Annotated in this window: 21 protein-coding genes and 1 pseudogene; 13 read left to right on the top strand and 9 right to left on the bottom strand. The window is 63.6% G+C overall.

The features are described from left to right. Positions 1-5: 5 nt before the first annotated feature. Genes AC30D9_RS27900 through nrdR form a run of 3 tightly spaced genes read right to left on the bottom strand, consistent with a single transcriptional unit; the run spans position 6 to position 2,309 of the window. Entirely contained in the window at positions 6-668 is a 663-nt protein-coding gene (locus AC30D9_RS27900; RefSeq protein ID WP_490145273.1) for a riboflavin synthase, read from the bottom strand. Between the two features lie 46 nt (positions 669-714). Then, the gene (gene ribD / locus AC30D9_RS27895; protein ID WP_134926017.1) at positions 715-1,848 is read right to left on the bottom strand and encodes a bifunctional diaminohydroxyphosphoribosylaminopyrimidine deaminase/5-amino-6-(5-phosphoribosylamino)uracil reductase RibD; all 1,134 of its coding nucleotides are present in this window, start codon (positions 1,846-1,848) and stop codon (positions 715-717) included. After that, on the bottom strand, positions 1,845-2,309 hold the full coding sequence (nrdR, locus tag AC30D9_RS27890; protein WP_013694316.1) for a transcriptional regulator NrdR: 465 nt from the start codon (positions 2,307-2,309) through the stop codon (positions 1,845-1,847). The genes ribD and nrdR overlap by 4 nt, the downstream gene beginning before the upstream one ends. Positions 2,310-2,436: 127 nt before the next feature. Between nrdR and AC30D9_RS27885 the strand changes: the two genes are divergently transcribed. From AC30D9_RS27885 to trxA, 3 genes are all read left to right on the top strand, one after another. Then, positions 2,437-2,901, top strand: a complete 465-nt coding sequence (locus AC30D9_RS27885) for a YbaY family lipoprotein (RefSeq protein ID WP_109756435.1) — start codon at positions 2,437-2,439, stop codon at positions 2,899-2,901. Next, positions 2,898-3,557 carry a class I SAM-dependent methyltransferase gene (locus tag AC30D9_RS27880; protein WP_490145272.1) on the top strand — a complete coding sequence of 220 codons (660 nt, stop codon included), beginning with the start codon at positions 2,898-2,900 and terminating at the stop codon, positions 3,555-3,557. Before AC30D9_RS27885 ends, AC30D9_RS27880 begins: the two co-directional genes overlap by 4 nt. Before the next feature lie 186 nt (positions 3,558-3,743). After that, positions 3,744-4,616 carry a thioredoxin gene (gene trxA, locus AC30D9_RS27875; RefSeq protein ID WP_490145271.1) on the top strand — a complete coding sequence of 291 codons (873 nt, stop codon included), beginning with the start codon at positions 3,744-3,746 and terminating at the stop codon, positions 4,614-4,616. Here trxA and AC30D9_RS27870 read toward each other — a convergent pair. Next, positions 4,613-4,960, bottom strand: a complete 348-nt coding sequence (locus AC30D9_RS27870) for a hypothetical protein (RefSeq protein WP_490145270.1) — start codon at positions 4,958-4,960, stop codon at positions 4,613-4,615. The two genes, trxA and AC30D9_RS27870, sit on opposite strands and share 4 nt — an antisense overlap. Before the next feature lie 130 nt (positions 4,961-5,090). Here AC30D9_RS27870 and AC30D9_RS27865 point away from each other — a divergent pair, with 130 nt between their 5' ends. The 5 genes from AC30D9_RS27865 to AC30D9_RS27845 all read left to right on the top strand — a co-directional run bounded on the left by AC30D9_RS27865 (position 5,091) and on the right by AC30D9_RS27845 (position 9,274). Continuing rightward, on the top strand, positions 5,091-5,666 hold the full coding sequence (locus tag AC30D9_RS27865; RefSeq protein ID WP_134926021.1) for a DUF2796 domain-containing protein: 576 nt from the start codon (positions 5,091-5,093) through the stop codon (positions 5,664-5,666). Between the two features lie 177 nt (positions 5,667-5,843). Continuing rightward, positions 5,844-6,554 (top strand): ABC transporter ATP-binding protein, encoded by a 711-nt coding sequence (locus tag AC30D9_RS27860; RefSeq protein ID WP_307575301.1) that lies wholly within the window; start codon positions 5,844-5,846, stop codon positions 6,552-6,554. Between the two features lies 1 nt (position 6,555). Then, positions 6,556-7,821, top strand: a complete 1,266-nt coding sequence (locus AC30D9_RS27855; protein WP_134926023.1) for an ABC transporter permease — start codon at positions 6,556-6,558, stop codon at positions 7,819-7,821. Between the two features lie 11 nt (positions 7,822-7,832). Further along, positions 7,833-8,351 (top strand): DUF3299 domain-containing protein, encoded by a 519-nt coding sequence (locus tag AC30D9_RS27850; protein ID WP_013694320.1) that lies wholly within the window; start codon positions 7,833-7,835, stop codon positions 8,349-8,351. Between the two features lie 224 nt (positions 8,352-8,575). Further along, positions 8,576-9,274 (top strand): OmpW/AlkL family protein, encoded by a 699-nt coding sequence (locus AC30D9_RS27845; protein WP_134926024.1) that lies wholly within the window; start codon positions 8,576-8,578, stop codon positions 9,272-9,274. Positions 9,275-9,502: 228 nt separating this feature from the next. On the opposite strand, the gene AC30D9_RS27840 is transcribed toward AC30D9_RS27845, so the two are convergent. Then, entirely contained in the window at positions 9,503-10,432 is a 930-nt protein-coding gene (locus AC30D9_RS27840; RefSeq protein WP_307575304.1) for an NAD-dependent epimerase/dehydratase family protein, read from the bottom strand. Then, positions 10,425-11,309, bottom strand: coding sequence for a sugar nucleotide-binding protein (locus AC30D9_RS27835; protein WP_490145269.1), 885 nt, complete (start codon positions 11,307-11,309; stop codon positions 10,425-10,427). Before AC30D9_RS27835 ends, AC30D9_RS27840 begins: the two co-directional genes overlap by 8 nt. Positions 11,310-11,676: 367 nt before the next feature. Here AC30D9_RS27835 and AC30D9_RS27830 point away from each other — a divergent pair, with 367 nt between their 5' ends. Next, positions 11,677-15,990, top strand: coding sequence for an Lhr family helicase (locus AC30D9_RS27830; RefSeq protein WP_490145268.1), 4,314 nt, complete (start codon positions 11,677-11,679; stop codon positions 15,988-15,990). 143 nt (positions 15,991-16,133) lie between these two features. On the opposite strand, the pseudogene AC30D9_RS27825 reads toward AC30D9_RS27830, so the two are convergent. Then, positions 16,134-18,223 (bottom strand): annotated as a pseudogene (locus AC30D9_RS27825) (mechanosensitive ion channel family protein). A gap of 323 nt (positions 18,224-18,546) precedes the next feature. On the opposite strand from AC30D9_RS27825, the gene AC30D9_RS27820 reads away from it, so the two are divergent. From AC30D9_RS27820 to AC30D9_RS27805, 4 genes are read left to right on the top strand one after another with little or no spacing between them, the layout of a single operon-like run. Then, entirely contained in the window at positions 18,547-19,473 is a 927-nt protein-coding gene (locus tag AC30D9_RS27820) for a DUF72 domain-containing protein (RefSeq protein ID WP_490145267.1), read from the top strand. Beyond that, positions 19,470-20,288, top strand: a complete 819-nt coding sequence (locus tag AC30D9_RS27815; protein WP_490145266.1) for an endonuclease/exonuclease/phosphatase family protein — start codon at positions 19,470-19,472, stop codon at positions 20,286-20,288. The genes AC30D9_RS27820 and AC30D9_RS27815 overlap by 4 nt, the downstream gene beginning before the upstream one ends. Next, positions 20,285-21,583 (top strand): cardiolipin synthase ClsB, encoded by a 1,299-nt coding sequence (gene clsB, locus AC30D9_RS27810; protein ID WP_134926029.1) that lies wholly within the window; start codon positions 20,285-20,287, stop codon positions 21,581-21,583. The genes AC30D9_RS27815 and clsB overlap by 4 nt, the downstream gene beginning before the upstream one ends. Then, positions 21,570-22,571: a lysylphosphatidylglycerol synthase domain-containing protein gene (locus AC30D9_RS27805; RefSeq protein ID WP_134926030.1), complete on the top strand. Its 1,002-nt coding sequence runs from the start codon at positions 21,570-21,572 to the stop codon at positions 22,569-22,571. Before clsB ends, AC30D9_RS27805 begins: the two co-directional genes overlap by 14 nt. 137 nt (positions 22,572-22,708) lie before the next feature. On the opposite strand, the gene AC30D9_RS27800 is transcribed toward AC30D9_RS27805, so the two are convergent. Together AC30D9_RS27800 and AC30D9_RS27795 are read right to left on the bottom strand one after the other, a co-directional pair. Next, the gene (locus AC30D9_RS27800) at positions 22,709-23,467 is read right to left on the bottom strand and encodes an alpha/beta hydrolase family protein (protein WP_134926031.1); all 759 of its coding nucleotides are present in this window, start codon (positions 23,465-23,467) and stop codon (positions 22,709-22,711) included. Next, positions 23,457-24,560 carry a DUF3182 family protein gene (locus AC30D9_RS27795; protein ID WP_134926032.1) on the bottom strand — a complete coding sequence of 368 codons (1,104 nt, stop codon included), beginning with the start codon at positions 24,558-24,560 and terminating at the stop codon, positions 23,457-23,459. Before AC30D9_RS27795 ends, AC30D9_RS27800 begins: the two co-directional genes overlap by 11 nt. Positions 24,561-24,567 lie beyond the last annotated feature (7 nt).

Raw genomic sequence — 24,567 nt, 5'->3', positions numbered from 1 at the left:
TTGGGTCAGGATTTGAGGTAGCCGTTGGCGGCCAGAAAGCTTTCAGTGATGTTACCGGTTGCGGGCTCTGCGGCCTTGTCGCCCAACAGCAGGCGCTCCAGGTAACGGGCCAGCAAGTCGACTTCCAGGTTGACCCGACGCCCCGGCCGGTACGAAGCCATGATGGTTTCGCTCAGCGTATGGGGAATGATCGTCAGCAGGAACTCGGCGCCATCCACCGCATTGACCGTCAGGCTGGTGCCGTCAACGGTGATCGAGCCTTTGTGGGCGATGTACTTGGCCAGTTCCTTCGGCGCGCGGATGCGAAACTCCACGGCCCGGGCATTATCGCTGCGCGAAATCACTTCGCCGACACCATCGACGTGGCCGCTGACCAGGTGGCCGCCCAAGCGGGTGGTCGGCGTCAGGGCTTTTTCCAGGTTGACCGGGCTACCGCTCTTGAGATCGTTCATGGCCGTGCAGTCGAGGGTTTCGCGGCTGACGTCCGCCATGAAGCCATTGCCCGGCAGTTCCACGGCGGTCAGGCACACGCCGTTGACCGCGATGCTGTCGCCCAACTTGACGTCGCTCAGGTCGAGCTTGCCGGTTTCGACGTAGACCCGCACATCGCCACCCTTGGGGGTCAATGCACGGATGCTGCCGATGGATTCGATGATGCCGGTAAACATGGAGTCCTCCTCGAGAACGGGCCGCCGCTTGCGCGAAAGCCGGGAATTATACGCTCGCCTTGGGTAAGGGGATGGCGATGACTCGCCAGTCATCGCCCACGGCGCGGATTTCAGTGATTTTCAGCTCTGGGGCGTCTTTCATCTGCGCCAGCGGCCAGTCCAACAGCGGACGCGCCGTAGAGCCGAGGAACTTGCCGGCGATGAAAATCTGGAATTCGTCCACCAAGCCTTGCCGGGCGAAAGCCCCCGCCAGGCGCGGACCAGCCTCCACCAGCACCTCGTTGACGCCACGGCCCGCCAGCTCCACCAGCAGCCGACGCAGATCGACCTGGCCGTCATCACCTGCCACGATCATGCATTCGGGACCGTTGGCGTACTGTTCTTCCACCGCCATGCAGGTCGCGACCAGCGCCGGGCCGGCCTTGAAGAACGCAGCATCGAGCGGCACCCGCAGGCGCCCGTCCACCAGTACCCGCAGCGGTGGACGGCTCATGACCAGCGCGGTTTGCTCCGGGTCCAGCCCGAGTTCATCGGCGCGCACGGTCAGCCGGGCGTTGTCCGCCAGCACCGTATCGGCGCCGGTCAGCACCACGCTGGCCTGGGCACGCAGGCGTTGTACCGCCGAACGTGCGGCCGGGCCGGTGATCCACTGGCTTTCGCCGCTTTCCATGGCTGTGCGGCCATCGAGACTCATGGCCAGCTTGACCCGCACGAACGGCAGGCCGTGCTCCATGCGCTTGAGGAAACCTTCGTTGAGCTTGCGCGCTTCACTCTCCAGCACACCGCTTTCAGTGACGATACCGGCCTGGGCCAACCGTTGCAGGCCACGCCCGGCCACTTCCGGGTTCGGGTCCTGCATCGCCGCCACGACCCGCGCCACGCCGGCGTTGACCAGCGCGTCGGCACACGGCGGGGTACGCCCATGATGGCTGCACGGTTCGAGGGTCACGTAGGCCGTGGCGCCCCGGGCCTGTTCAGCGGCGGCGCGCAGGGCATGGACTTCGGCATGGGGCTCGCCGGCGCGGATGTGCCAGCCTTCGCCGACAATCTGCCCGTCACGCACGATCACGCAACCGACCCGGGGATTGGGGTGGGTGGTGTAGTGACCGCGCCGCGCCAACTCCAGGGCGCGGGCCATGTAGTGGGCGTCGAGGACGGCCTGCTGCGCCGGAACGCTCATTCTTTCACCGGTTCGCGGGCCAAGCGGTCGATTTCTTCGCGGAACTCGTTCAAGTCCTGGAAGCGCCGGTACACCGAGGCGAAACGGATGTAGGCGACTTCATCGAGCTTCTGCAGCTCGGCCATCACCAGCTCACCGACCACCAGGGACTTGACCTCGCGCTCGCCGGTGGCCCGCAGCTTGTGCTTGATGTGCACCAGCGCCGCTTCCAGGCGCTCGACGCTCACCGGGCGTTTTTCCAGGGCGCGCTGCATGCCGGCGCGCAGTTTTTCTTCGTCGAACGGCTGGCGGCTGCCGTCGGTTTTGATCAGGCGCGGCAACACCAGTTCAGCGGTCTCGAACGTCGTGAAGCGTTCGCCGCAGGCCAGGCATTCGCGGCGGCGGCGGACCTGTTCGCCCTCGGCGACCAGTCGCGAGTCGATGACCTTGGTGTCGTTGGCACCGCAGAATGGACAGTGCATGGTGGCAGGCAACAAAAAAAGGGAGGGCCATGGTAGCGCATCCCACTGGCAAGACAAGCCATAGGGTTTACGGTATACAGACGGGCTTACCGTCAGATCCATGGAATTTACCTTGCTGGAGCCACACATGCCGCTACGATCGCTCGTTCTGCTCAGTTTTTTCAGCCTGCTGATGGCGTGCAGCAGCGACGCTCCCAAGCCCGCTGCGCCCGCACCGGCCCCGGCACCGAAACAGGCTCAGGAGAAGGCCCGCCAGGCCGCCGAGCTGGGGCCGCTGCCGGCTTATCAGCGGGAATTGAGCGGCACCCTGCAAGGCGTACCGGCCGGGGCCGAGGTCGAACTGGCGCTGCTGGTGATCGATGACAAGGACCGTCCGCAGCAATTGCTCGCCAGCTCCAGCCTGATCGGCACCAACCAGGCCCTGCCCTTCCGCTTGCGTTTCAACCCCGATGCCTTCCCGGTCGGCGCCCGGGTGGAACTGCGCGGCCGTGCCAGCCAGTCCGGCCAATTGATCCTGCACCTGCCGGAACAACGCATCAGTCAACCGACCACCCAGGCGTTGGGCACCCTGCAATTCGTCAAAGCGCCATGAATGCACCGCAAGACCTGCAACGGGCGTTGGGCGAGTTACTGGGCGACGCGCGCCTGGTGGCTTGCCCGCTACCCGGCACTGACTTGAAACTGTGGCTGATCGACGGCGACAACATGGACCGCGCCTTCAGCCCGGAAGAAACTCGCCGCATCCTCCACGAGCCGCCCTACTGGAGCTTCTGCTGGGCCAGCGGCCTGGCGATGGCCCGTTATCTGGCCGCGCACCCCCAATGGGTCGAGGGCAAACGGGTGCTGGATTTTGGCGCCGGCTCTGGCGTGGCGGGCATCGCGGCAGTCAAGGCCGGGGCGTTGGAGGTGGTGGCCTGCGACCTTGATCCGCTGGCGATTGCCGCATGCCAGGCCAATGCCGCCCTCAATGGCGTGGAGTTGGGTTATTCGACGGATTTCTTTGCCGAGGCCGATCGCTTCGACCTGATCCTGGTCGCCGACGTGCTCTACGATCGGGCCAACCTGCCGCTGCTCGATCAATTCCTCAGTCGTGGCCGCGAGGCCCTGGTGGCCGATTCCCGGGTGCGGGATTTCCAGCACCCGCTGTATCGGCGCATCGAAATGCTGGAAGCCATGACGTTGCCCGATCTGGCTGAGCCGGAAGAGTTTCGGCATGTGAGCCTGTACCACGCGCGGCGCGAGCTTTAAAAGCATCGCGAGCAGGCTCGCTCCCACATTTGTTTTGTGGTGCCGGCAAATTCTGTGACCTGAGCAAATCCCCTGTGGGAGCGAGCCTGCTCGCGATAGCGGCCTATCAGGCACCACAAGCCCGGCTTTCAGCCACCCCCACCAAGCCGTATAGTTGCGCCATTCAAGCGCTCTACGAGATTGCCCATGACTCAGGAAACGCCCTACATCTTCGACGCCACCACGGCCGACTTCGACCAATCGGTGATCGCGAACTCTTTCCACAAACCGGTACTGGTGGATTTCTGGGCCGAGTGGTGTGCGCCGTGCAAGGCACTGATGCCGATGCTGCAAACCATCGCCGAGAGCTATCAGGGTGAGCTGCTGCTGGCCAAGGTCAACTGCGACATCGAGCAGGACATCGTCGCCCGCTTCGGCATTCGCAGCCTGCCCACCGTGGTGTTGTTCAAGGATGGCCAGCCGGTTGACGGCTTTGCCGGGGCCCAGCCGGAATCGGCCGTGCGCACGATGCTCGAGCCTCATGTGCAGATGCCGCCGCCAGCCGCTGCCGACCCGTTCGAACAAGCCCAGGCACTGTTCGACGACGGTCGTTTCGCCGACGCCGAAGCCCTGCTCACGGTGCTGCTGGGTGAAGACAACACCAACGCCAAGGCCCTGATCCTGTATGCCCGCTGCCTGACCGAGCGCGGCGAGCTGGGCGAAGCACAGACCGTGCTCGACTCGGTGAAAAGCGACGAGCACAAGGCCGCCCTCGCTGGTGCCAAGGCGCAGATCCAGTTCCTCGGCCTGGCCAAGCATCTACCGGACGCCGCCGACCTCAAGGCCCGTCTGGCGAAAGACCCGCAGGACGATGAAGCGGTGTACCAGTTGGCGATCCAGCAACTGGCGCGCCAGCAGTACGAAGCGGCCCTCGATGGACTGCTCAAGCTGTTCGTGCGTAACCGCAGCTACAGCGAAGGCCTGCCCCACAAGACCTTGCTGCAAGTGTTCGAACTGCTGGGCAACGATCATCCGCTGGTGACGACCTATCGCCGCAAGCTGTTCGCGGCGTTGTACTAAGCCCCGATCCAACTGTAGAGCGGCGTATCGGCGCCGCTCAGCACCTTGACCTCGGCACAGTGGCGCAGGCGCACCAGCAGGCGCTTGCCCGCCGACGCGCTGCCGGTCAGGCCTTCAAGCTGCTCCAGCAGGTCCGGTCCGCTCAGTTGCCCGGCCTTGCGCAGCAGTTCCTTGGCGATCTGCCACTGGGCATCGTCCTGATTGGCCGGTTTGGCCGCAGGCGTCACTGGGCTATCGGGCTTGACCACTTGCAACTGCGCGCCGAGTTGCGCCCAGTCGCCCTCATCCATTTCGATCGACAAGTCCACCGGCCAATCGCCGACGGTTCCGCGTATCCGCAACATCACCGTGCTCCTGAATATTTCATGTACGCATGCTCCCATGGGCCTTGCGCGACGCCAAGCAGACGGTCAAACTCTGCGCACTTTCGTTATAAGATTACATAACACAATTTGTACTTCCTGGAGACTCGTCATGCGTCGTCTGCTTCTCGCTTTGCCGTTCGCCCTGCTGCCATTGGCTGTCGCTCATGCGGCGGTCGAACACGATCATGACCACGAGCATGGCAGCCTCGGCGCCCACGAACACGGGGTCGCCCGCCTCAACGCCTCGCTGGACGGCGAGATCCTGGAGTTGGAACTGGAAAGTCCGGCGATGAACCTCGTGGGTTTCGAGCACGCCGCCACCAGTGACGCCGACAAAGCCAAGGTGGCCGCTGTGCGGGCGAAGTTGGAGAAGCCCGCGGCGCTGATCAATCTGGCCGATGCCAAATGCACCCTGGAACAGCAGGAGCTGGAAAGCCCGCTGTTCGGCGACGAACCGGACCACGAAGAGCATGCCGATGATGATGGCGACGAGCACCACGAACACAGCGAGATCCACGCCCACTACCAATTCCGTTGCGTCGCGCCTGGCTCCCTGACCCATCTGGACCTGGCGCCACTGTTCAAGGAATTCCCCGCCACCCAGAAAATCCTGGTGCAACTGATCGGCCCGAGCGGCCAGCAAGGCGGTGAAGTGACGGCCAAGGCGCCAGCCCTGAAATTCTGACTCCACCGAAGCCCACACCGTTGACCGGTTGCGAGCACAATGTGGGCAACATAGATCCAGCGTGGGAGCGAGCCTGCTCGCGATGAGGCCGGCACATTCAGCCCAGATGTCGCCTGACACACCGCTTCGCGAGCAGGCTCGCTCCCATAGGTGCTCCATTACCTTGAAATCACAACCATGACCCAAGCACTCATCGAACTCTCCGACCTGGGCTTCAGTTGGCCCGGGCATCCGCCCTTGCTGGATATCCCGGCGTTTCGCCTGGAAGCGGGTGAAACCCTGTTCCTCAAGGGCCCAAGCGGCAGTGGCAAGACCACGCTGCTGGGCCTTCTGGGCGGAGTGCAAACGCCGGATCGCGGCAGCATCCGCCTGCTCGGCCAGGAGCTCAGCGCACTGGGCGCCGGCAGCCGCGACCGCTTTCGCGTGGACCATACCGGCTACATCTTCCAGCAATTCAACCTGCTGCCGTTTCTCTCGGTACGGGAAAACGTCGAGCTGCCCTGCCACTTTTCCAAGCTCCGTGCACAACGGGCCATCCAGCGCCACGGCAGCGTCGATCAAGCCGCCGCCACGCTGCTGGCGCACCTGGGGTTGACCGATCCGAGCCTGCTGGAGCGCCGCGCCGATTCGCTGTCCATCGGCCAGCAACAACGGGTCGCCGCCGCCCGGGCATTGATCGGCCAACCGGAACTGGTGATCGCCGACGAACCGACCTCGGCCCTGGACTACGACGCCCGGGAAAACTTCCTGCGGTTGTTGTTCGCCGAATGCCGCGAGGCCGGGTCGAGCCTGTTGTTCGTCAGCCACGACCAGAGCCTGGCGCCGCTGTTCGACCGCAACCTGTCGCTGGCCGATCTCAATCGCGCCGCCACGCCACTCGAGGTCTGAGATGTATTTGTTCCGTCTAGCCATGGCCAGCCTGGCGAACCGCCGCTTCACCGCGATCCTCACCGCTTTCGCCATCGCCCTGTCGGTGTGCCTGCTGCTGGCGGTGGAACGGGTGCGCACCGAGGCCCGAGCCAGTTTCGCCAGCACCATCAGCGGCACCGACCTGATCGTCGGTGCACGCTCCGGTTCGGTGAACCTGCTGCTGTATTCGGTGTTTCGCATCGGCAACGCCACCAACAACATCCGCTGGGACAGCTTCGAACACTTCGCCAGCAACCCGAAAGTGAAGTGGGCGATTCCCATGTCCCTCGGCGATTCTCATCGTGGTTACCGAGTGATGGGTACCACCGAGGCTTACTTCGAACACTACCAGTACGGTCGCCAGCAACACCTGGAATTGGCCGATGGCCGGGCTTTCGCCACGGACCCTTTCGAAGTGGTGCTCGGCGCCGAAGTGGCCGAGGCACTGCATTACAAGCTCGGCGACAAACTGGTGCTGGCCCACGGCGTGGCGGCGATCAGCCTGGTCAAGCATGACGACAAGCCCTTCACCGTGGTCGGCATCCTTAAGCGCACCGGTACGCCAGTGGACCGCACACTGCACATCAGTCTCGGCGGCATGGAGGCGATCCACATCGACTGGAAGAACGGCGTGCCGGCCCAGGGCAATGGCCGCATCAGCGCCGACCAGGCGCGCAACATGGACCTCACGCCCCAGGCGATCACCGCGTTCATGCTCGGCCTCAACAGCAAGATTTCCACCTTTGCCTTGCAGCGTGAGATCAATGAGTTCCGCGGCGAACCGTTGCTGGCGATCCTGCCCGGCGTGGCGCTGCAAGAGTTGTGGAGCCTGATGGGCACGGCGGAAAAAGCCTTGTTCGTGATTTCGCTGTTCGTGGTGTTGACCGGGTTGATCGGCATGCTGACGGCGATCCTCACCAGCCTCAACGAACGCCGCCGGGAAATGGCGATCCTGCGTTCGGTGGGCGCGCGGCCGTGGCACATCGCGACGCTGCTGGTGCTCGAAGCCTTTGCCCTGGCGCTGGCCGGAGTCACCGCCGGGCTGGCGTTGCTGTACATTGGCATCGCCGCCGCCCAGGGTTACGTGCAGTCGGCCTACGGTTTGTACTTGCCGCTGGGTTGGCCGAGCGAATATGAATGGACGCTCATGGCTGGCATCCTGCTCGCTGCCCTGCTGATGGGCAGCGTGCCGGCTTGGCGCGCCTATCGCCAATCGTTGGCCGATGGCCTGTCGATCCGTTTATGAGGACCGTGAAAATGCCCCGCGCCCTGCTTGCGCTGTTGATGATGGTCGCCCTGCCGCTGTGGGCGGCCGAGCCGAGGGACCTGGCCTGGTCGGAAATGATCCCGCCAGACGCACCGCCGGAAGTGCCGAACATGACCCCGCTGCACGACTTGTCCAAGATGAGCGATGCCCTGGCCGCCGAATCCGCCCCGGCGGCCAAGCAGGATTTGCCCAACGCCCCGGTGGTCAAGGCCCTCGACGGCCAACAGATTCGTCTGCCGGGCTACATCGTGCCGCTGGAAGTCAGCGAGGAAGGCCGTACCACGGACTTCTTGCTGGTGCCGTATTTCGGCGCCTGCATCCACGTACCGCCACCGCCGTCGAACCAGATCGTGCATGTGAAAAGCGAAGTCGGGGTCAAGCTCGACGAGTTGTACCAGCCGTACTGGGTCGAAGGGCCGATGCAGGTCAAGCCGTCCACCAGCGAACTGGCGGATGCCGGGTATCAGATGGAGGCTGAGAAGATTTATGTGTATGAGCTGCCGGAGTGAATCCGGTGGTTATGTATCGCCTTTGAAATAGCTTTCGCGAGCAAGCCCGCTCCCACAGTTGACCGAGTTTCGTCAGGAGGAATGCAGTCGACTGTGGGAGCGGGCTTGCTCGCGAAGGGGCCCTCAAGGTTGCTCATCACACTTTCATTGAGCTGAGTCAAAAGACCTGCCCAGACGGCTTCGTACCATAGGACATCAATTTTGAAATGTCCTCTGGAGCCCTCATGAACAAGTCCTTGCTCAGCGCTTCCCTCGTTGCCCTCGCGCTCGCTGCCCCACTCGCCCAGGCCCACACCGCTGGCGACATCATCGTTCGCGCCGGTGCCATTACCGTCAACCCGGAAGCCGACAGCTCCAGCGTCAAGGTCGACCGCGGCCCGCTGGCCGGCGCCGACCTGGGCGGCAAGGCGACCATGAGCAGCGACACGCAACTGGGCCTGAACTTCGCCTACATGATCACCAACAACCTGGGGATCGAGCTGCTGGCGGCCTCGCCGTTCGAGCACGACGTGAAGATCAAAGGCACCGCCCTGGGCGCGGCCAACAACAAGCTCGGCACCCTCAAGCACCTGCCGCCAACCCTGAGCCTGGTCTACTATCCGCTCGACGCCAAGTCGGCGTTCCAGCCTTATGTCGGCGCCGGCATCAACTACACCTGGATCTACGACGAACACGTCGGCAGCGAAGCCAGCGCCAACGGCTTCAGCAACTTCCGCGCGAGCAACAGCTGGGGCATGGCGTGGCAAGTGGGTGCTGACTACATGTTGACCGACAACATCATGATCAACGGCCAGGTTCGCTACATCGACATCGACACCACTGCATATGTGGACAACAACGCCGTGGCCGGCGGGACCCGGGCCAAGGTGAATGTCGATGTGGATCCGTGGATCTACATGGTGGGGTTGGGCTACAAGTTCTAAGCCCGCGCACCATCGCAAATTGACGATGCCTCCTGTGGCGAGGGGATTTATCCCCGCTGGACTGCACAGCAGTCCCAAATAAGCACATGAGGTGAATCTGACACACCAAGACGACTATTGCAGGGACTGCTTCGCAGTCCAACGGGGATAAATCCCCTCGCCACAACGGTGTAGGCAGTGATGAAAAAGGCGCCCCTGAAGGCGCCTTTTTTTGTGATCGCTGTGAACTCAGCGTCCCAGCAGCCGCGCCAGCCCCACGCTCATCGGCGTTTGCGCTGGAAAGCTGAAGCGCTCCAAGAGGCGGCGATTGTCAGCCCGCGAATGGCGGATGTCGCCGGAGCGCGCCGGGCCGTAGCTGATCGGCGGCAGATCGCCCACCACGGCGGCCAGGGCCTGGAGCATTTGCTTGAGGGTCGTGGCCTGGTTCCAGCCGACGTTCACCGCGCCCACTTCCACCTCGGGCTTCTCGATGGCCTGCACCAGCAAGTCCACCAAGTCTTCGACATAGACAAAGTCCCGGGTCTGCTCGCCGTCGCCGAACACGGTGATCGGCAGGCCTTTCTGTGCCCGTTCGCAGAAGATGCTGATGACCCCCGAATACGGCGAGGACGGATCCTGGCGCGGACCGTAGATATTGAAGAAGCGGAACACCACCGGCTCCAGGGCGTGCTGGCGGCGATAGAAGTCCAGGTAGAACTCGCTGGCCAGCTTGTCCGAGGCATACGGCGTGAGTGGGGCCTTGGGCGTTTCCTCGTCGATGGACTCGCCTTCGCCGTTGTTGCCATAGACCGCTGCGCTGGAGGCGAACAGCACCCGTTTCACACCGGCCTGGCGCATGGCCTCGCAGACGTTCAGGGTGCCGATGAAGTTGCTTTGGTGGGTGCGCACCGGATCGTCCACCGAGGCCTGCACCGAGGCCACTGCCGCCAGGTGCGCCACGGCGCTGCAACCGGCCATGGCCCGGGCCACCAGGGCGGCATCGGCGACGTCGCCTTCGATCAGTTCGACCGCCGGGTTGTCCAGCGGCAGGTTGCTGCGTTTGCCGGTGGACAGGTCATCGAGAATTCGTACCGAATGTCCCTTGGCGAGCAAGGCGTCGGTCAGGTGCGAACCAATGAAACCCGCGCCGCCAGTGATTAAAACAGGGCCTTCAGCCATGACGATAAAACCTATCCAGTAAGCCCGGGAGTGCCGCGCGCCAGGCGCGGGGCTTGATCCCGAAAGTGTGCAGAATTTTCTTGCAGGCCAGGACCGCGTGCTGCGGTTCTTCCGCCGCGTCCGGCCGTGCGGCGTGGGCCTGGGGGGTGGGCGACTCGATTGCCAGGGAATGCAGGGCGCGGGCTTCGGTGAGGATCGCCTGGCCCAGCGCCAACGGCGTGGTCGCCTCGTGGCCGGCATAATGATAGGTGCCCCACAGCGGCGCGGCGCAATCGAGTTGCTTGAGCACCGAGATGATCACCCGCGCGGCATCGTCCACGGGCGTGGGATTGCCCCGCCGGTCATCCGCCAGCAGCAGCTCTTCAGGCTGCTCGGCCCGGGCCAGGAAACGTCCGAGGATGCCGTCGGCGCTGTCGTCCAGCAGCCAGCCGAAACGCAACAGCACATGCTGCGGGCAGGTGGCGCGCACACTTTGCTCGATCCGCCACAACGCCTGGCCGCGCAGGCCCAAAGGCACGGGCTCGTCCTTTTCGCTGTAGGCGGTGGCGCGGGAGCCGTCGAACACCCGATAGCTCGACGGTTGCAACAAGATGATGTTGTGATGCTGGCACAGCCCGGCGAGGCGCTCGACAGCGCGCTCCTGGCCGGCCAGGCGCTGCTCGCTGACGGCCTCGGCCTGGAACCAGTCGAAGTAGTACGCCAGGTTGATCAAGGCGTCCGGGCGGGTGTCGTCGAGCAGTTGCGTCAGGCTCGCGGCATCCCAACCGTCTTCGGGCGGGCGGGGGGCAAGAAAACCGATGTCTTCTTCTGCACCGAGGCGAATCAGCGCCTGCCCAAGGGCATTTCCGCCGCCCAGTAACATAAGGCGCATTCGCATAAAGTCAGCAGGCCCAGTCTGTTGGCACAAGAATTTGGTCGACAACGCCCGCAGGCGTTGCCGGAATCGTTGCATTTTGCGGGTTTAGTGCGCAACCGTCATCCGTAAAGTGTCGATCATCAGGTTTGACCGTCTTTCAAGGCGGGTCGCTGACTTGTGGCGAGGGGATTTATCCCCGCTGGGCTGCGCAGCAGCCCCAACCAAGCAAATGAGGTGAATCTGACCCACCCAGGTGGCAATTACAGGGACTGCTGCACAGTCCAGCGGGGATAAATCCCCTCGCCACAGGGACAGTATCAACTTCAAAGTTATGCACAGGTCCCGGACGGTACTTGCATCTTCCCCCTCCCACCCGCATAACTGCCCCATGAATCTGCCTCTTCCAGCCGACCACGCCATGGCAGGCTTTCACCCCGCCGTGCGCGCCTGGTTCAGCCAGACTTTCCCGGCGGTCACGGCCGCCCAGGCCCAGGCGTGGCCGTTGATCGGCCAGCGGCGTTCGACCCTGGTGGCGGCGCCCACCGGTTCGGGCAAGACCCTGACGGCGTTTCTCGCGGTGCTCGACGAACTGGTGCATCGCGGCCTGGAACAAGGCGGCCTGCCGGACCAGACCCTGGTGGTCTACGTCTCGCCACTCAAGGCCCTGAGCAACGATATCCAGATCAACCTGCAAACCCCATTGGCCGGCATCACCGAGCAGCTGCAGAAAATGGGCTTGCCGCCCTTGCCCATCAGCACCGCCGTGCGCACCGGCGACACACCGCAAAAAGACCGCTCGGCGATGCGCAAGACTGCGCCGCACATCCTGGTGACCACGCCTGAGTCGCTCTACGTGCTGCTCGGTTCCGATTCCGGCCGGCAAATGCTCGCCAGCACGCGCACGGTGATCGTTGACGAAATCCACGCCATCGCCGCCAGCAAGCGCGGCAGTCACCTGGCCTTGAGCCTGGAGCGCCTGCAAGCCCTGTGCGCCGAACCGCTGGTGCGCATCGGCCTGTCCGCCACGCAAAAGCCCATCGAAGCGGTGTCGCGTTTTCTCGTCGGCGAAGGACGCACGTGTGAAATCGTCGACATTGGCCACGCTCGGCCCCGGGACCTGGATATCGAGGTGCCCCCCGTGCCGCTCTCGGCGGTGATGGCCAATGACGTCTGGGAGCTGGTCTACAACCGTCTCGCCGAGCTGGCCCGGGAACATCGCACCACCCTGGTGTTCGTCAACACCCGGCGCCTGGCCGAACGCCTGAGCCGGCACCTGAGCGAGCGCCTGGGCAAGGACGCCGTTGCCGCCCACCACGGCAGCCTGGCGAAAGAATTTCGCCTCGACGCCGAACAACGCCTCAAGCGTGGCGACTTGCAGGTGTTGATCGCCACCGCCTCCCTGGAACTGGGCATCGACATTGGCGACGTCGACCTGGTGTGCCAGATCGCCTCGCCCCGTTCGATCTCGGCGTTCCTGCAACGAGTGGGTCGCTCCGGTCACCAGGTGGGCGGCACGCCCAAGGGACGGTTGTTCGCCACCAGCCGCGACGACTTGATCGAATGCGCCGCCCTGCTCGATTGCGTGCGCCGTGGCGAGCTGGACATTTTGCACATCCCCAAGGCGCCGCTGGATGTGCTGGCCCAGCAGATCGTCGCCGAAGTCAGTTGCCAGGAATGGCCGGAACAGGCGCTGCTGGAGACTTTCCGCCGCGCCTCGCCCTACGCCGAACTGGACGACGATCACTATCAGGCGTTGCTGCAGATGCTTGCCGAAGGCCTCAACGGGCGCCAGGGCGTGCGCAGCGCCTACCTGCATCGCGATGCCGTCAGCCGCACCTTGCGCGGGCGCCGGGGCAGCAAGCTCACCGCCGTTACCAGCGGCGGCACCATCCCGGACAACGCCGACTACAGCGTACTGCTCGAACCCCAAGGGCTGAACATAGGCAGCGTCAACGAAGATTTCGCCGTGGAAAGCATCGCCGGCGATGTGTTCCAGTTGGGCAATACGTCGTATCGCATCATTCGTGTCGAGACCGGTCGCGTGCGGGTCGAGGACGCCCAGGGCCAACCGCCGACCATCCCGTTCTGGCTCGGCGAAGCCCCGGGGCGCAGCGCCGAACTGTCCCAGGCCGTGGCCCGCCTGCAAGCCCAGCTCGATCAACTGCTCGGCGCCACGCCAGGCGATCTGCAACCGGCCCTCGACTGGCTCACCGGCACCTTGCAACTGAACCTTGCCAGCGCCGAGCAACTGGTGGACTACCTGGCCCCGGCGCGCCAGGCCTTCGGCGCCCTGCCGTCCCAGGACACGTTGCTGATGGAACGGTTTTTCGACGAGTCCGGCGGCACGCAACTGATCATCCACACGCCCTTTGGCAGCCGTATCAACCGCGCCTGGGGCCTGGCCTTGCGCAAGCGTTTCTGCCGTACCTTCAACTTCGAATTGCAGGCCGCCGCCAGCGAAGACGCTATCGTGCTCTCGCTGTCCACCAGCCACAGCTTCGAGTTGGACGAAGTCTGGCGTTACCTCAACAGCAATAGCGCCGAGCAGATCCTGATCCAGGCAGTGCTGGATGCGCCGCTGTTCGGCGTACGCTGGCGCTGGAATGCCGGCGTGGCCCTGGCCTTGCCGCGCTACAGCGGCGGGCGCAAAGTCGCCCCGCAGATCCAGCGGATGAAAAGCGAAGACCTGATCGCCAGCGTGTTCCCGGACCAGATCGCCTGCCTGGAAAACCTCGCCGGCGAGCGCGAAATCCCCGACCACCCGCTGGTGGAACAGACCCTCGACGACTGCCTGCACGAAGCCATGGACAGCGAAGGCTGGCTGACGCTGTTGCGGCGCATGGAAGCCGGCGACGTTCGCCTGATCAGTCGCGACCTGCCGGCGCCCTCGCCCCTGGCGGCGGAAATTCTCAGTGCCCGACCCTACACCTTCCTCGACGACGCGCCGCTGGAGGAACGGCGGACCCAGGCGGTGATCAACCGGCGCTGGAGCGATCCACAGTCCACCGACGACCTTGGCGCGCTGGACGCCGAGGCCATCCAGTCGGTCCGCGACGAGGCCTGGCCGACGCCGGCCAATCTCGATGAAATGCACGAAGCGCTGATGAGCCTGGCCTGCATCGCCGACAGCGAAGCCAGCGCCCAGCCGTCGTGGCTGGACTGGTTGCAGACCCTGGCCGAGCGCGGTCGCGCCAGCCACGTGCAGATCAGCGCCGAACGCGGGCTGTGGGTGGCGCTGGAACGGCTGACCTGTCTGCAAGCGGTTTATCCACAGGCTCAATGGCAACCGGCACTGACGCCCCTGGCCGGTTTCGATGAAGCCTGGGACAGCGACGCAGCCGTGGTGGAAATGCTTCGCGCCCGGCTCAGTGCCTTTGGTCCGCTGCCGTTGAAGGCCATCGCCTACCCACTGGGGTTGTCCACCCCACAGGTCACCCAGGCCCTGGCACAACTGGAACAGCAAGGCTACGTGTTGCGCGGCCGCTTCACGCCTGGCACCGGGCAGGAGGAATGGTGCGAGCGGCATTTGCTGGCGCGCATCCATCGCTATACGGTCAAGCGCCTGCGCCGGGAAATCGAACCAGTGATGTTGCAGGACTTCATGCGGTTCCTGTTCGACTGGCAGCATTTGTCGCCGTCGACCCAAGGCCGTGGCAATGCCGTGCTGCCCTCGGTCCTGAATCAATTCGAAGGCTACCCTGGCGCGGCGTCAGCCTGGGACAGCGACCTGCTGCCGGCGCGAATCAAGGACTATTCGCCCGGTTGGCTCGATGAGCTGTGCCGCAGTGGCAAATGGGTATGGACGCGCCTGAGCGCGCGCCAGAAACCTTCCGCCAGCGCCCTGCGCAGCACGCCGGTGGTATTGCTGCCGCGCAATCAGGTGGCGTTGTGGAGCAGCCTGGCCGGGCAGGCAGCCCTCGATGAGCTTTCGCCCAAGACCCAAAAAGTCCATCAGGCCCTCAGCGAACACGGCGCGCTGTTTTTCGATGAACTGGCCCACGAAGCCCACCTGCTGCGCAGCGAACTGGAAATCGCCTTGCAGGAACTGGTGGGCGCCGGGTTGGTGAATGCCGACAGCTTCGCCGGCTTGCGCGCGCTGATCACCCCGGCCAGCAAACGCCAGGCCCGTAGCAGTCGGCGCGGGCGCGGCGCGTTTGTCGGCGGCATGGACGACGCCGGGCGCTGGGCCCTGTTGCGCCGCGGCACACCCGCCCCCCAAGAAGGCAATCGCCCCACGCCCACGGCACCCGAGACGTTGGAACACATCGCCATGACCCTGCTACGCCGTTACGGCGTGGTGTTCTGGCGCTTGCTGGAACGGGAGGCCGATTGGCTGCCGAGCTGGCGCGAGTTGCTGCGTACTTTTCATCGCTTGGAAGCACGGGGCGAAATCCGCGGAGGGCGTTTCGTCAGTGGCCTGGCAGGCGAACAATTCGCCCTGCCCGAAGCCATCCCGCTGCTGCGGGAAGTACGCCGCCGTCCCACCGACGGCAGCCTGGTGGTGGTGTGTGGCGTCGACCCGTTGAACCTGGCCGGTACCCTCTTGCCGGGGGCGAAAGTGCCGGCATTGGCGAGTAATCGGCTGGTGTATCGCGATGGCTTGCCAGTTGCGGCGCAGATTGCTGGCAAGCAGCATCTTTGGGTGGAGTTGGATGCTCAAGGGATAACTGAGGTCCGGAACAAGCTTATTCAGAAAGGTTGAGGTGGTTGCACTGGCCTCATCGCGAGCAGGCTCGCTCCCACAGTTGATTTGTGGTGAACGCAAATTCCGAATCCACTAAAGATCCATTGTGGGAGCGAGCCTGCTCGCGATGAGGCCAGCAGCCCGCCACAAAACCTTCCCAACTACTGAGGTTGATTGGGCACCTCATCTCGCTCTTCTTGCAACTCTTCGACCAACCGCTTCGGCATCACCACCTGCTGTGGATAAGTCTGCGCGAAATGCACCGCAGGGTGGTTATCCACAAGCTTCTTCAGGTGTTGGTTGAACGCCCGGCTCACCGCATATTGCCCACCGGACACCGTGCGGAACTGCGCCGTGAGCACCACGCCGTTGAGGTCCATCTTGTCCACGCCGAACACATCCAGTGGCCCTTGCAGGTTGAACTTGAGGAACGGGTCTTCGGAGATCGCGCGCCCGGCTTCGCGGATCAGCTCGATGGCCTGGTCGACATCGGTGTCGTAAGTGAATTGCACGGAGAAAAACGCAAAGGCAAATTGCCGCGATTGGTTGGTCACGGCCTTGATCTGGCCGAACGGCACCGAATGCACGAAGCCCTTGCCGTCGCGCAGGCGTAAAGTGCGGATGGTCAGGCCTTCGACCGTGCCGGCGTGACCGGAGCTGAGCACCACCCAGTCGCCGATGGACAGCGTGTCTTCGATGATGATGAACAGCCCGGTGATCACGTCCTGCACCAGTTGCTGCGAACCGAAACCGATCGCCAGCCCCACCACCCCGGCACCGGCCAGTAACGGCGCGACGTTGATGCCCAGGTTGGCCATGGTGGTGATTGCGCAAATCACTACCAGGATGATTTTTGCCGCGTTGCGCAACAGCGGCAGGATGGTCTTGACCCGGGTGCTGGGCTGGCGGGCCCCGCGCTTGTTCAGCGGCGGTTTCAAGGCTTCCTGGATCGCCGTGTCGAGCACCACCCAGGTCAGCCAGGTCATCAGGAAGATCAAACCGATGCGGCTCAAGGAATCACTGATCGCCCGGCCTATGGCATTGCGTGAGGCGAACTCGAACAGGGAAATACCCCAGATCCGTCCGAGAATCTCGATGAACGCCACCGCCATGACGATCCGCAACAAGGCATGCAGCAGGCTCAGCAGACGCCCCTTGTAGGCGCTGTTGCGCTGGATGGCTTCGGCTTTGGGCGACTTGAAGACGTGTTGGAACACCGTGCTGAGAAACACCGTCGCGATCAGCAGGATGGTGGTGAACAAGGCACACCGCAGGGCTTTCTGATTGTCTTCGCCGACACCGATCAGGCTCACTGCCGACACCAGCACCATCAACAGGATCGGCCAATACCAGAGCCCGGAGAAAATCCGCAGCGACTCCTGCAAGGCCGGTTGCTTCAAGCGCTGGGCCAATGGACGGTTGCGGATCAGGTGCGCCACGGGCCTGCGCATGCGAATCACCAGCCAGCCGAAGATCACCGAAGCGAACAAGCCGGTGAACACCGCGATGCTGCTGGTGATGTTGCCGCCCAGTTGCCGGGCGATCTGCGGCTGGTCAGGGCATCGCTGAGGGCAGCGAGAAAGCCGATCATGAACAACGGCCGGGGGCAGAAACGCCGGATCATCGCCACCGCCCGGCGTTTGTGGCCGGCATTGAACATCACGATTACGCACAGCAGCACCGAAGTGGAGAAAATACCGCTGCTGGTGGCGTAGGCAAAGCACAGCGCCAGGGCTCGGCCGACCGAAACCTGCAGGAAGTGGCTGACGTACAGGGTCAGCGGCAGGCAGATCACCGCCGCAGCGGTGTATGGCAGCAGATAACCGAGCAAGTCGCGCAGGCGCTGGCGGGTACGCAGCCAGCGGCGCCGCCCCAGGTGTCGCAACAACAGCCGCGCCCCCGACCAGATCAACGCAAAAGCGCCGATCCAGACGCCCGACAACAACAGGAAATCCCCCGCCACGCGCCAGGACGAACGGGACGTCTGGTCCACCAGCCGATCCATCTCATCCGCCGCCCGATCCGCCCGCAAACGCCAGGCGTCCACCAGGCTCTGGTTGAGGTCGAGCTTGTCCTGGACGTCATCGATGCTCGAACTGATCGCCCCCAGCAAACCGCCCTGTACCAGCGGCGCCGGCTCGGCGGGCGGTTCGTCGGGCTTGGAGGTGCCGGGAACAGCGGCGGTCCCGTAGGCGCTGGTGCCAGTCATTGCCAGCAAGAACAGCAACAATACAGTGCTCAATCGAGACAAAACGCGGGGCTCCTTCACACAGGATCGGTAAGGAACTGATCAATTACGGGCCGGCAAGTTCGCTCGAAGGGTCAATACAACACCTGTGGCGAGGGGATTTATCCCCGCTGGACTGCGCAGCAGTCCCAGAAACCGTCACCTCGGTGGCTCTGACTCACCTGATGTGTTTGTTAGGGCTGCTGCGCAGCCAGCGGGGGATAAATCCCCTCGCCACAGTCACCGCACAGATTTCCACCGCTGGTAAGCCCATCGAAACTTTCCAGGCCGCCAGGCAGTCATCACAAAACAGAGGCTGCACGAGGTCATTGGCACGGGAGGGATACATGACGGCGATCCACATTGGTATTTCCGGCTGGCGCTACACGCCTTGGCGGGGGGACTTCTACCCCAAGGGGCTGACCCAGAAACGGGAATTGCAATTCGCCTCGCGCGCGGTCAACAGCATCGAAATCAATGGTTCGTTCTACGCCCTGCAACGTCCCGAACGGTATGCCCAGTGGTACGCCGAAACGCCGCCCGGCTTCGTGTTCAGCGTCAAGGCCCCGCGCTTCATCACCCACATCAAGCGCCTGCGCGATATCCACAAGCCATTGGCCAACTTCTTCGCCTCCGGTGTGCTGGAGCTCAAGGAAAAACTCGGCGCGATTCTCTGGCAGTTTCCCCCCAGCTTCAAATTCGACCCCGAGCTGTTCGAAGACTTCCTCAAGCAACTGCCCCACGACACCGAAAGCGCCGCCGCCCTGGCCCGGGAGCACGAGCCGCGCCTGGACGGCCACGCCAGCACCCAGACCGATAAAAAACGGCCGCTGCGCCACGCCGTGGAAATCCGCCACGAAAGCTTCATCGACCCGCACTTCGTCACGTTGCTCAAGCGCTACGACGTGGCCCTGGTGATCGCCGACACCGCCGGCAAATGGCCCTATCGCGAAGACGTCACCAGCGATTTCGTCTACCTGCGCCTGCACGGTGCCGAGGAACTCTACGCCAGCGGCTACACCGACGCGGCGTTGAAACGCTGGGGCGAGCGGATCGAGGCCTGGAGCCATGGCCGGCAACCCGCCGACGCCCACTTGATCGACCCAAACAAGAAACCCCGGGCACGCAAGCACCGGGAAGTATTCTGCTATTTCGACAACGACATCAAAGTCCGCGCGCCCTATGACGCACGGCACTTGCTGGAGCACTTCGACCTGGACAAAGACCTCGCTACCGCACCCGGCGTGCGCCCGGCCGAGGGAGTATTGCCATGAGCATTCCTGAATCCCCCGAAGCGACCCGCGACCCGACCCAGCCCCCGGCCCAAGACCTTGATCTTGACCGGGTCAGCCGCTTCACCGTCCTGACGGTCAACACCCACAAGGGCTTCACCGCCCTGAACCGCCGCTTCATCCTGCCGGAGCTGCGCGAGGCGGTGCGCAGCGTATCCGCCGACGTGGTGTTTCTGCAGGAAGTGCATGGCACCCACGAGCATCACCCTCAGCGCTACAGCAACTGGCCGAGCATGCCGCAATACGAATTCCTCGCCGACAGCCTCTGGCCGCAGTTTGCCTATGGGCGCAACGCGGTCTATCCGGCGGGCGACCATGGCAATGCGCTGTTGTCGAAATTCCAGATCATCCGCCACGACAATATCGACGTGTCCATCAGCGGCCACGAAAGCCGCGGCATGCTCCATAGCGTGCTGCGCCTGCCGGGCGCCGACGGCCCGCAAGTCCACGCCATTTGCGTCCACCTGGGGCTGCGCGAAGGGCATCGGGTCGAGCAATTGCAACTGCTTTGCCAGCGCTTGAGCGAGCTGCCGCCCGAGGCTCCCGTGATCGTCGCCGGGGACTTCAACGACTGGCGCGGCAAGGCCAGCGAGCTGCTCAAGCCCTGTGGCCTGCGGGAAGTGTTCGCCGAGCGGTTGGGCAAACCGGCCCGCAGCTTTCCGGCGCGCCTGCCCATCCTGCGCCTGGACCGCATCTACGTGCGCAACCTCAAGGCTCATCACCCCAAGGTGTTGAGCGTACGTCCCTGGTCGCACCTTTCCGACCATGCACCGCTGTCGGTGGAGATCGAATTATGAGCGCGACGGTGAACAAGGCGACGGTGGAGCAAATTGAAGTTCCGCCCACCGAGCGCAACCCGGCACTGACCGATATCGAATACGGCTGGCACGGCAACAATCGCGTCAAGTTGCTGGAAAACGGCGAGGAATATTTCCCCCGGGTTTTCGAGGCCATTCGCCGGGCCGAGAGCGAAATTCTCCTTGAGACCTTCATTCTGTTCGAGGACAAGGTGGGCAATGAACTGCGGGACCTGCTGGTGGAGGCCGCCCAGCGTGGCGTACGTATCAGCGTCAGCCTCGACGGTTTTGGCTGCGGTGAGCTGACCACCGAATTCCTCGCCTCGTTGAGCGACGCCGGAGTGCGCCTGCAAATGTTCGATCCCGCTCCCCGGCGCCTGGGGATCCGCACTAACTGGTTCCGCCGTCTGCACCGCAAGATCGTGGTGATAGACGGGGTGGTCGCGTTCATCGGTGGCATCAACTTTTCCGCCGACCACCTGGGCGATTTCGGCCCCGAGGCCAAGCAGGACTATTCCGTAGAGGTCAAAGGCCCGGCAGTGGTGGATATCCATCACTTCGCGCTGTTGCAGAGCGGTCGGCCCGCCCGGGCCAAATACTGGTGGCAACGCCGACGCAGCCGCCGCAATGAGCTGGCGTTCAGCGACCATGACGGCCAGGTGCGCCTGGTCTACCGGGACAACCACGAACATCAGACCGACATCGAAGAGGTCTACCTGCAAGTGCTGCGCAGTGCCCAGCGGCGGGTGGTGATCGCCAACGCCTATTTCTTCCCCGGCTATCGGTTGCTGCGCGAGATCCGCAACGCGGCGCGGCGTGGCGTGCAGGTGCGGCTGATCCTGCAGGGCCAGCCGGACATGATGATCGCCAAGCTCGCCGCCCGCATGCTCTACAGCTACCTGCTCAAGGCCGGCGTGGTGATCTACGAATATTGCGAGCGGCCGCTGCACGGCAAGGTCGCCCTGGTGGATGAGGACTGGAGCACGGTGGGCTCGAGCAATCTCGACCCACTGAGCCTGTCCCTGAACCTGGAAGCCAATGTGCTGATCCGCGACCGGGCGTTCAACCGCGAGCTGTTCGAGCGCCTCGATTACCTGAGCCGCAACCATTGCACCGTCATGCCGGAAAACCACGCGCCCCGGGGCCTGTTGTGGCGCATGACCATCGGTTTCATGGTGTTCCACTTTTTGCGCCACTTCCCGGCCTGGGCCGGCTGGTTGCCAGCCCATAAACCCCGTCTGAAACCTTTCTCGCCGCCGACGGCGGTCCGGAGCGAACCCCATGAACCACTCTGAAGCGCACGCTGCGCCGAGAGATGCCCATGCGCCGGAACAGGCCAAGCCCAAATCCCGCTGGAACCGCTGGAAAAGACCGCTGACCCTGGCGTTTTTCCTGCTGCTGATCGTGCTGTTCACCACCCTGGCCCGGCGTATCGATTGGTCCGAAGTGTTCGCCACCCTGGCCGACTTCAAGGTACGCACCTTGATCATTGCCGCCGCACTGACCGTCACCAGCTTTATCACCTATGCCTGCTTCGATCTGATCGGTCGCACTTACATCCGCCAGAAACTGGGATGGCGGCAAATCTTGCCGGTGGGGGTGATCAGTTACGCCTTCAATCTCAACCTCAGTGCCTGGGTCGGCGGCATCGCCATGCGCTACCGGCTGTATTCGCGGCTGGGGGTCAGCACCGGCAACATCGCCAAGATCCTTGGCCTGAGCCTGGCCACCAACTGGTTCGGCTACATGACCCTGGCCGGGGCGGTCTTCAGCAGCGGCCTGGTGACAATGCCGCCGGGCTGGAAACTCAGCAGCGATGCGCTGCAAGGCGTGGGCGTGCTGTTATTGCTGGCGAGTGCCGGTTACCTGGCGGCCTGTCGGTTTTCCAAGCGGCGGGCCTGGACCGTTCGCGGCATGGAAATCAACCTGCCGTCACTGCGCATGGCGGTGCTGCAACTGGCGTTGGGCGCGCTGAACTGGTCGTTGATGGCGGCGGTGATCTTCACTTTGCTGCCGAGCAAGCTGGATTATCCAATGGTGCTCGGGGTATTGCTGATCAGCAGCATTGCCGGGGTCATCACCCACATTCCGGCGGGCTTGGGGGTACTGGAGGCAGTGTTCATCGCGCTGCTGCAGCACGAGGTGTCGCGGGGTAGTCTGCTGGCGGGGTTGATTGCCTATCGGGCGATCTACTTCATCTTGCCGTTGTTGATCACAGTCGTGATGTACCTGGTGATCGAGGCGAAGGCCAAGGCGTTGCGGGTCAAGCCGGGGCTTAAATGATTGGTGCCTAGTCGGGCCCCATCGCGAGCAGGCTCGCTCCCACAAGGGATAGGTGGTGATCATAAATTTTGTGCTCACCGCTGATCCAAGGTGGGAGCGAGCCTGCTCGCGATGACGCCCGCCTGAACGCCACACATCTACCGTTCCTGGATAATGCTCAACCGCTCTCCCACCACCATTTCCGTGATCCAGTCCACCAGGATCGAGGTGTAGGCCTGTTGTGACACAGGATCGCTCAGGGCATGGTCGGCGCCGTCGATGATGCGGTGGGTCAGCGAATGGGTCTGCTGGCACGCCGCCCGGTAGCTCATGATCGTGGCATGGGGCACATGGTCGTCGGTCTCCGACTCCACCAGCAGCACATCACCGGTGAACTGCGAGCACGCCTGCAAGGCGCGATTGGTGCTGGCATGCACCAGGGTGCTGCGGTAATCGAGCAGGTCGCTCTTGTCCAGGTCGCGCTTGGGGGTGTGCCATTGCTCGTCGCGGTACAGCGCCGGTACCCGCAGGGCCAGCCAGCGTACCGGGCGCAGCGAGGTCAGGATCGAGGCCAGGTAACCGCCATAACTGGTGCCCACCACGGCAATCGCCGAAGTATCCAAGGCGGGATGGGCGAGCAAGCGGTCGTATGCCGCCAGCAGATCCCGCAGGTTGTCTTCGCGGGTGACCCGTGACAATGGGATCCCTGCCCCGCCGGTGTGTCCGCGCAGGTCGAAGGTCAGGCACACGCAACCTAGACCGGCGATGCCTTTGGCCCGTTCCAGGTCCCGCTCCTGGCTGCCGCCCCAACCGTGCACGAATAACACGCCAGGGACTTTCGACTTGGGGCTCAGGAACGTCCCGTTCATATGCTCATCATCAATCGCAATCTGGATCGTTTCGCTTCTAGCCGTCATAGGATTGAACCGTTACGTATTTGAGTAGGAAATCACCATTTTCCGCCGCGCCGCGATACACCTCCCTGGCACCGGCTGGCAGCGGCTGGTCGAGATAGGTCTCCACCGAAGACACTCGCACCGCGCTGGTTTCAGGCGTTTCGACGAACACCTGCAATGCCGCCAATTCGGCACTGCTGGCCCCGCCCATGCGCCACGACTGTTCCAACACACCGCCACGTGGCTGGCCGGCGGCATCCAGGCCCTGGGCGATGTCGTAATTGCGCCGTGACGCAAAAAAGCTCGGGTAGGCCTGGTTGGCAGCCTCATCGAATACTTGCGCCAGGCGCACGGCCTCGCGCACATCGTCGGGCAGTTCGAGCCTGAGCAACTCGATATAGCCACCCTGCACCACCAGCAGATCCGACCCGCCGTACACTTCCACCCCTTGGCTGTCGTGAGTCAGGTGTTGCACGCCGCAGTAGCTCAAGACCTGGCCGTTGATGAAGCTCTGGCCGACGCTCTGGGTCTTGACCTCGTTGAGGTGCTGCTCCAGCACCACCCCTTCGCGAAACAGCGCCTGGGCGTCCGGCGCGGCGGCAATTTCATCGAACTGCGCCAGGCTCTTGATCAGCCGTTGGCCCCGTCCCGCACAGGCATGGATCGGCTTGATGCGGATGGGCCCGGTGTACAGCAAGTGCTCAGCGGCCGGACGCGCATCCTTGAGCGAAAAGACCGTCACGCCATCGAGTACCGCGCCTCGGGTCAGCTTGGCAAACAGCGGCGACCAGCCTTTGGGCGCCACGGCGTCCTTATTCAACAGACCATGGGTAATCGCCTTGGTGCAGATAAAATCGTGCTCGACATACCCACCCCACACATCCTCCGGCCCCTTGACCGCCAGGCGCATCAAGGCCTCAGTGCCGATCAGGGTTTGCGTAGGCAACAGATACAGATCGTGACCGGCATGGGTGTCATGGCTGTCGCCGTACTCCCATCCCAGAATTTGTGCGAGCCACTGGGCCAAGGCACGATTGGTCTCGACTTCGTGGCGTGGAGCCTGTGGATTGACCGAATAGGCCACTACTCGTTTGTTGCGATTGACTGATGTCATGCGTTGC

It is taken from the genome of Pseudomonas sp. DF11 (assembly GCF_058148565.1).
Note: the sequence above shows the minus strand (reverse complement) of the source record. Positions and strands in the feature narration are given on the sequence as shown.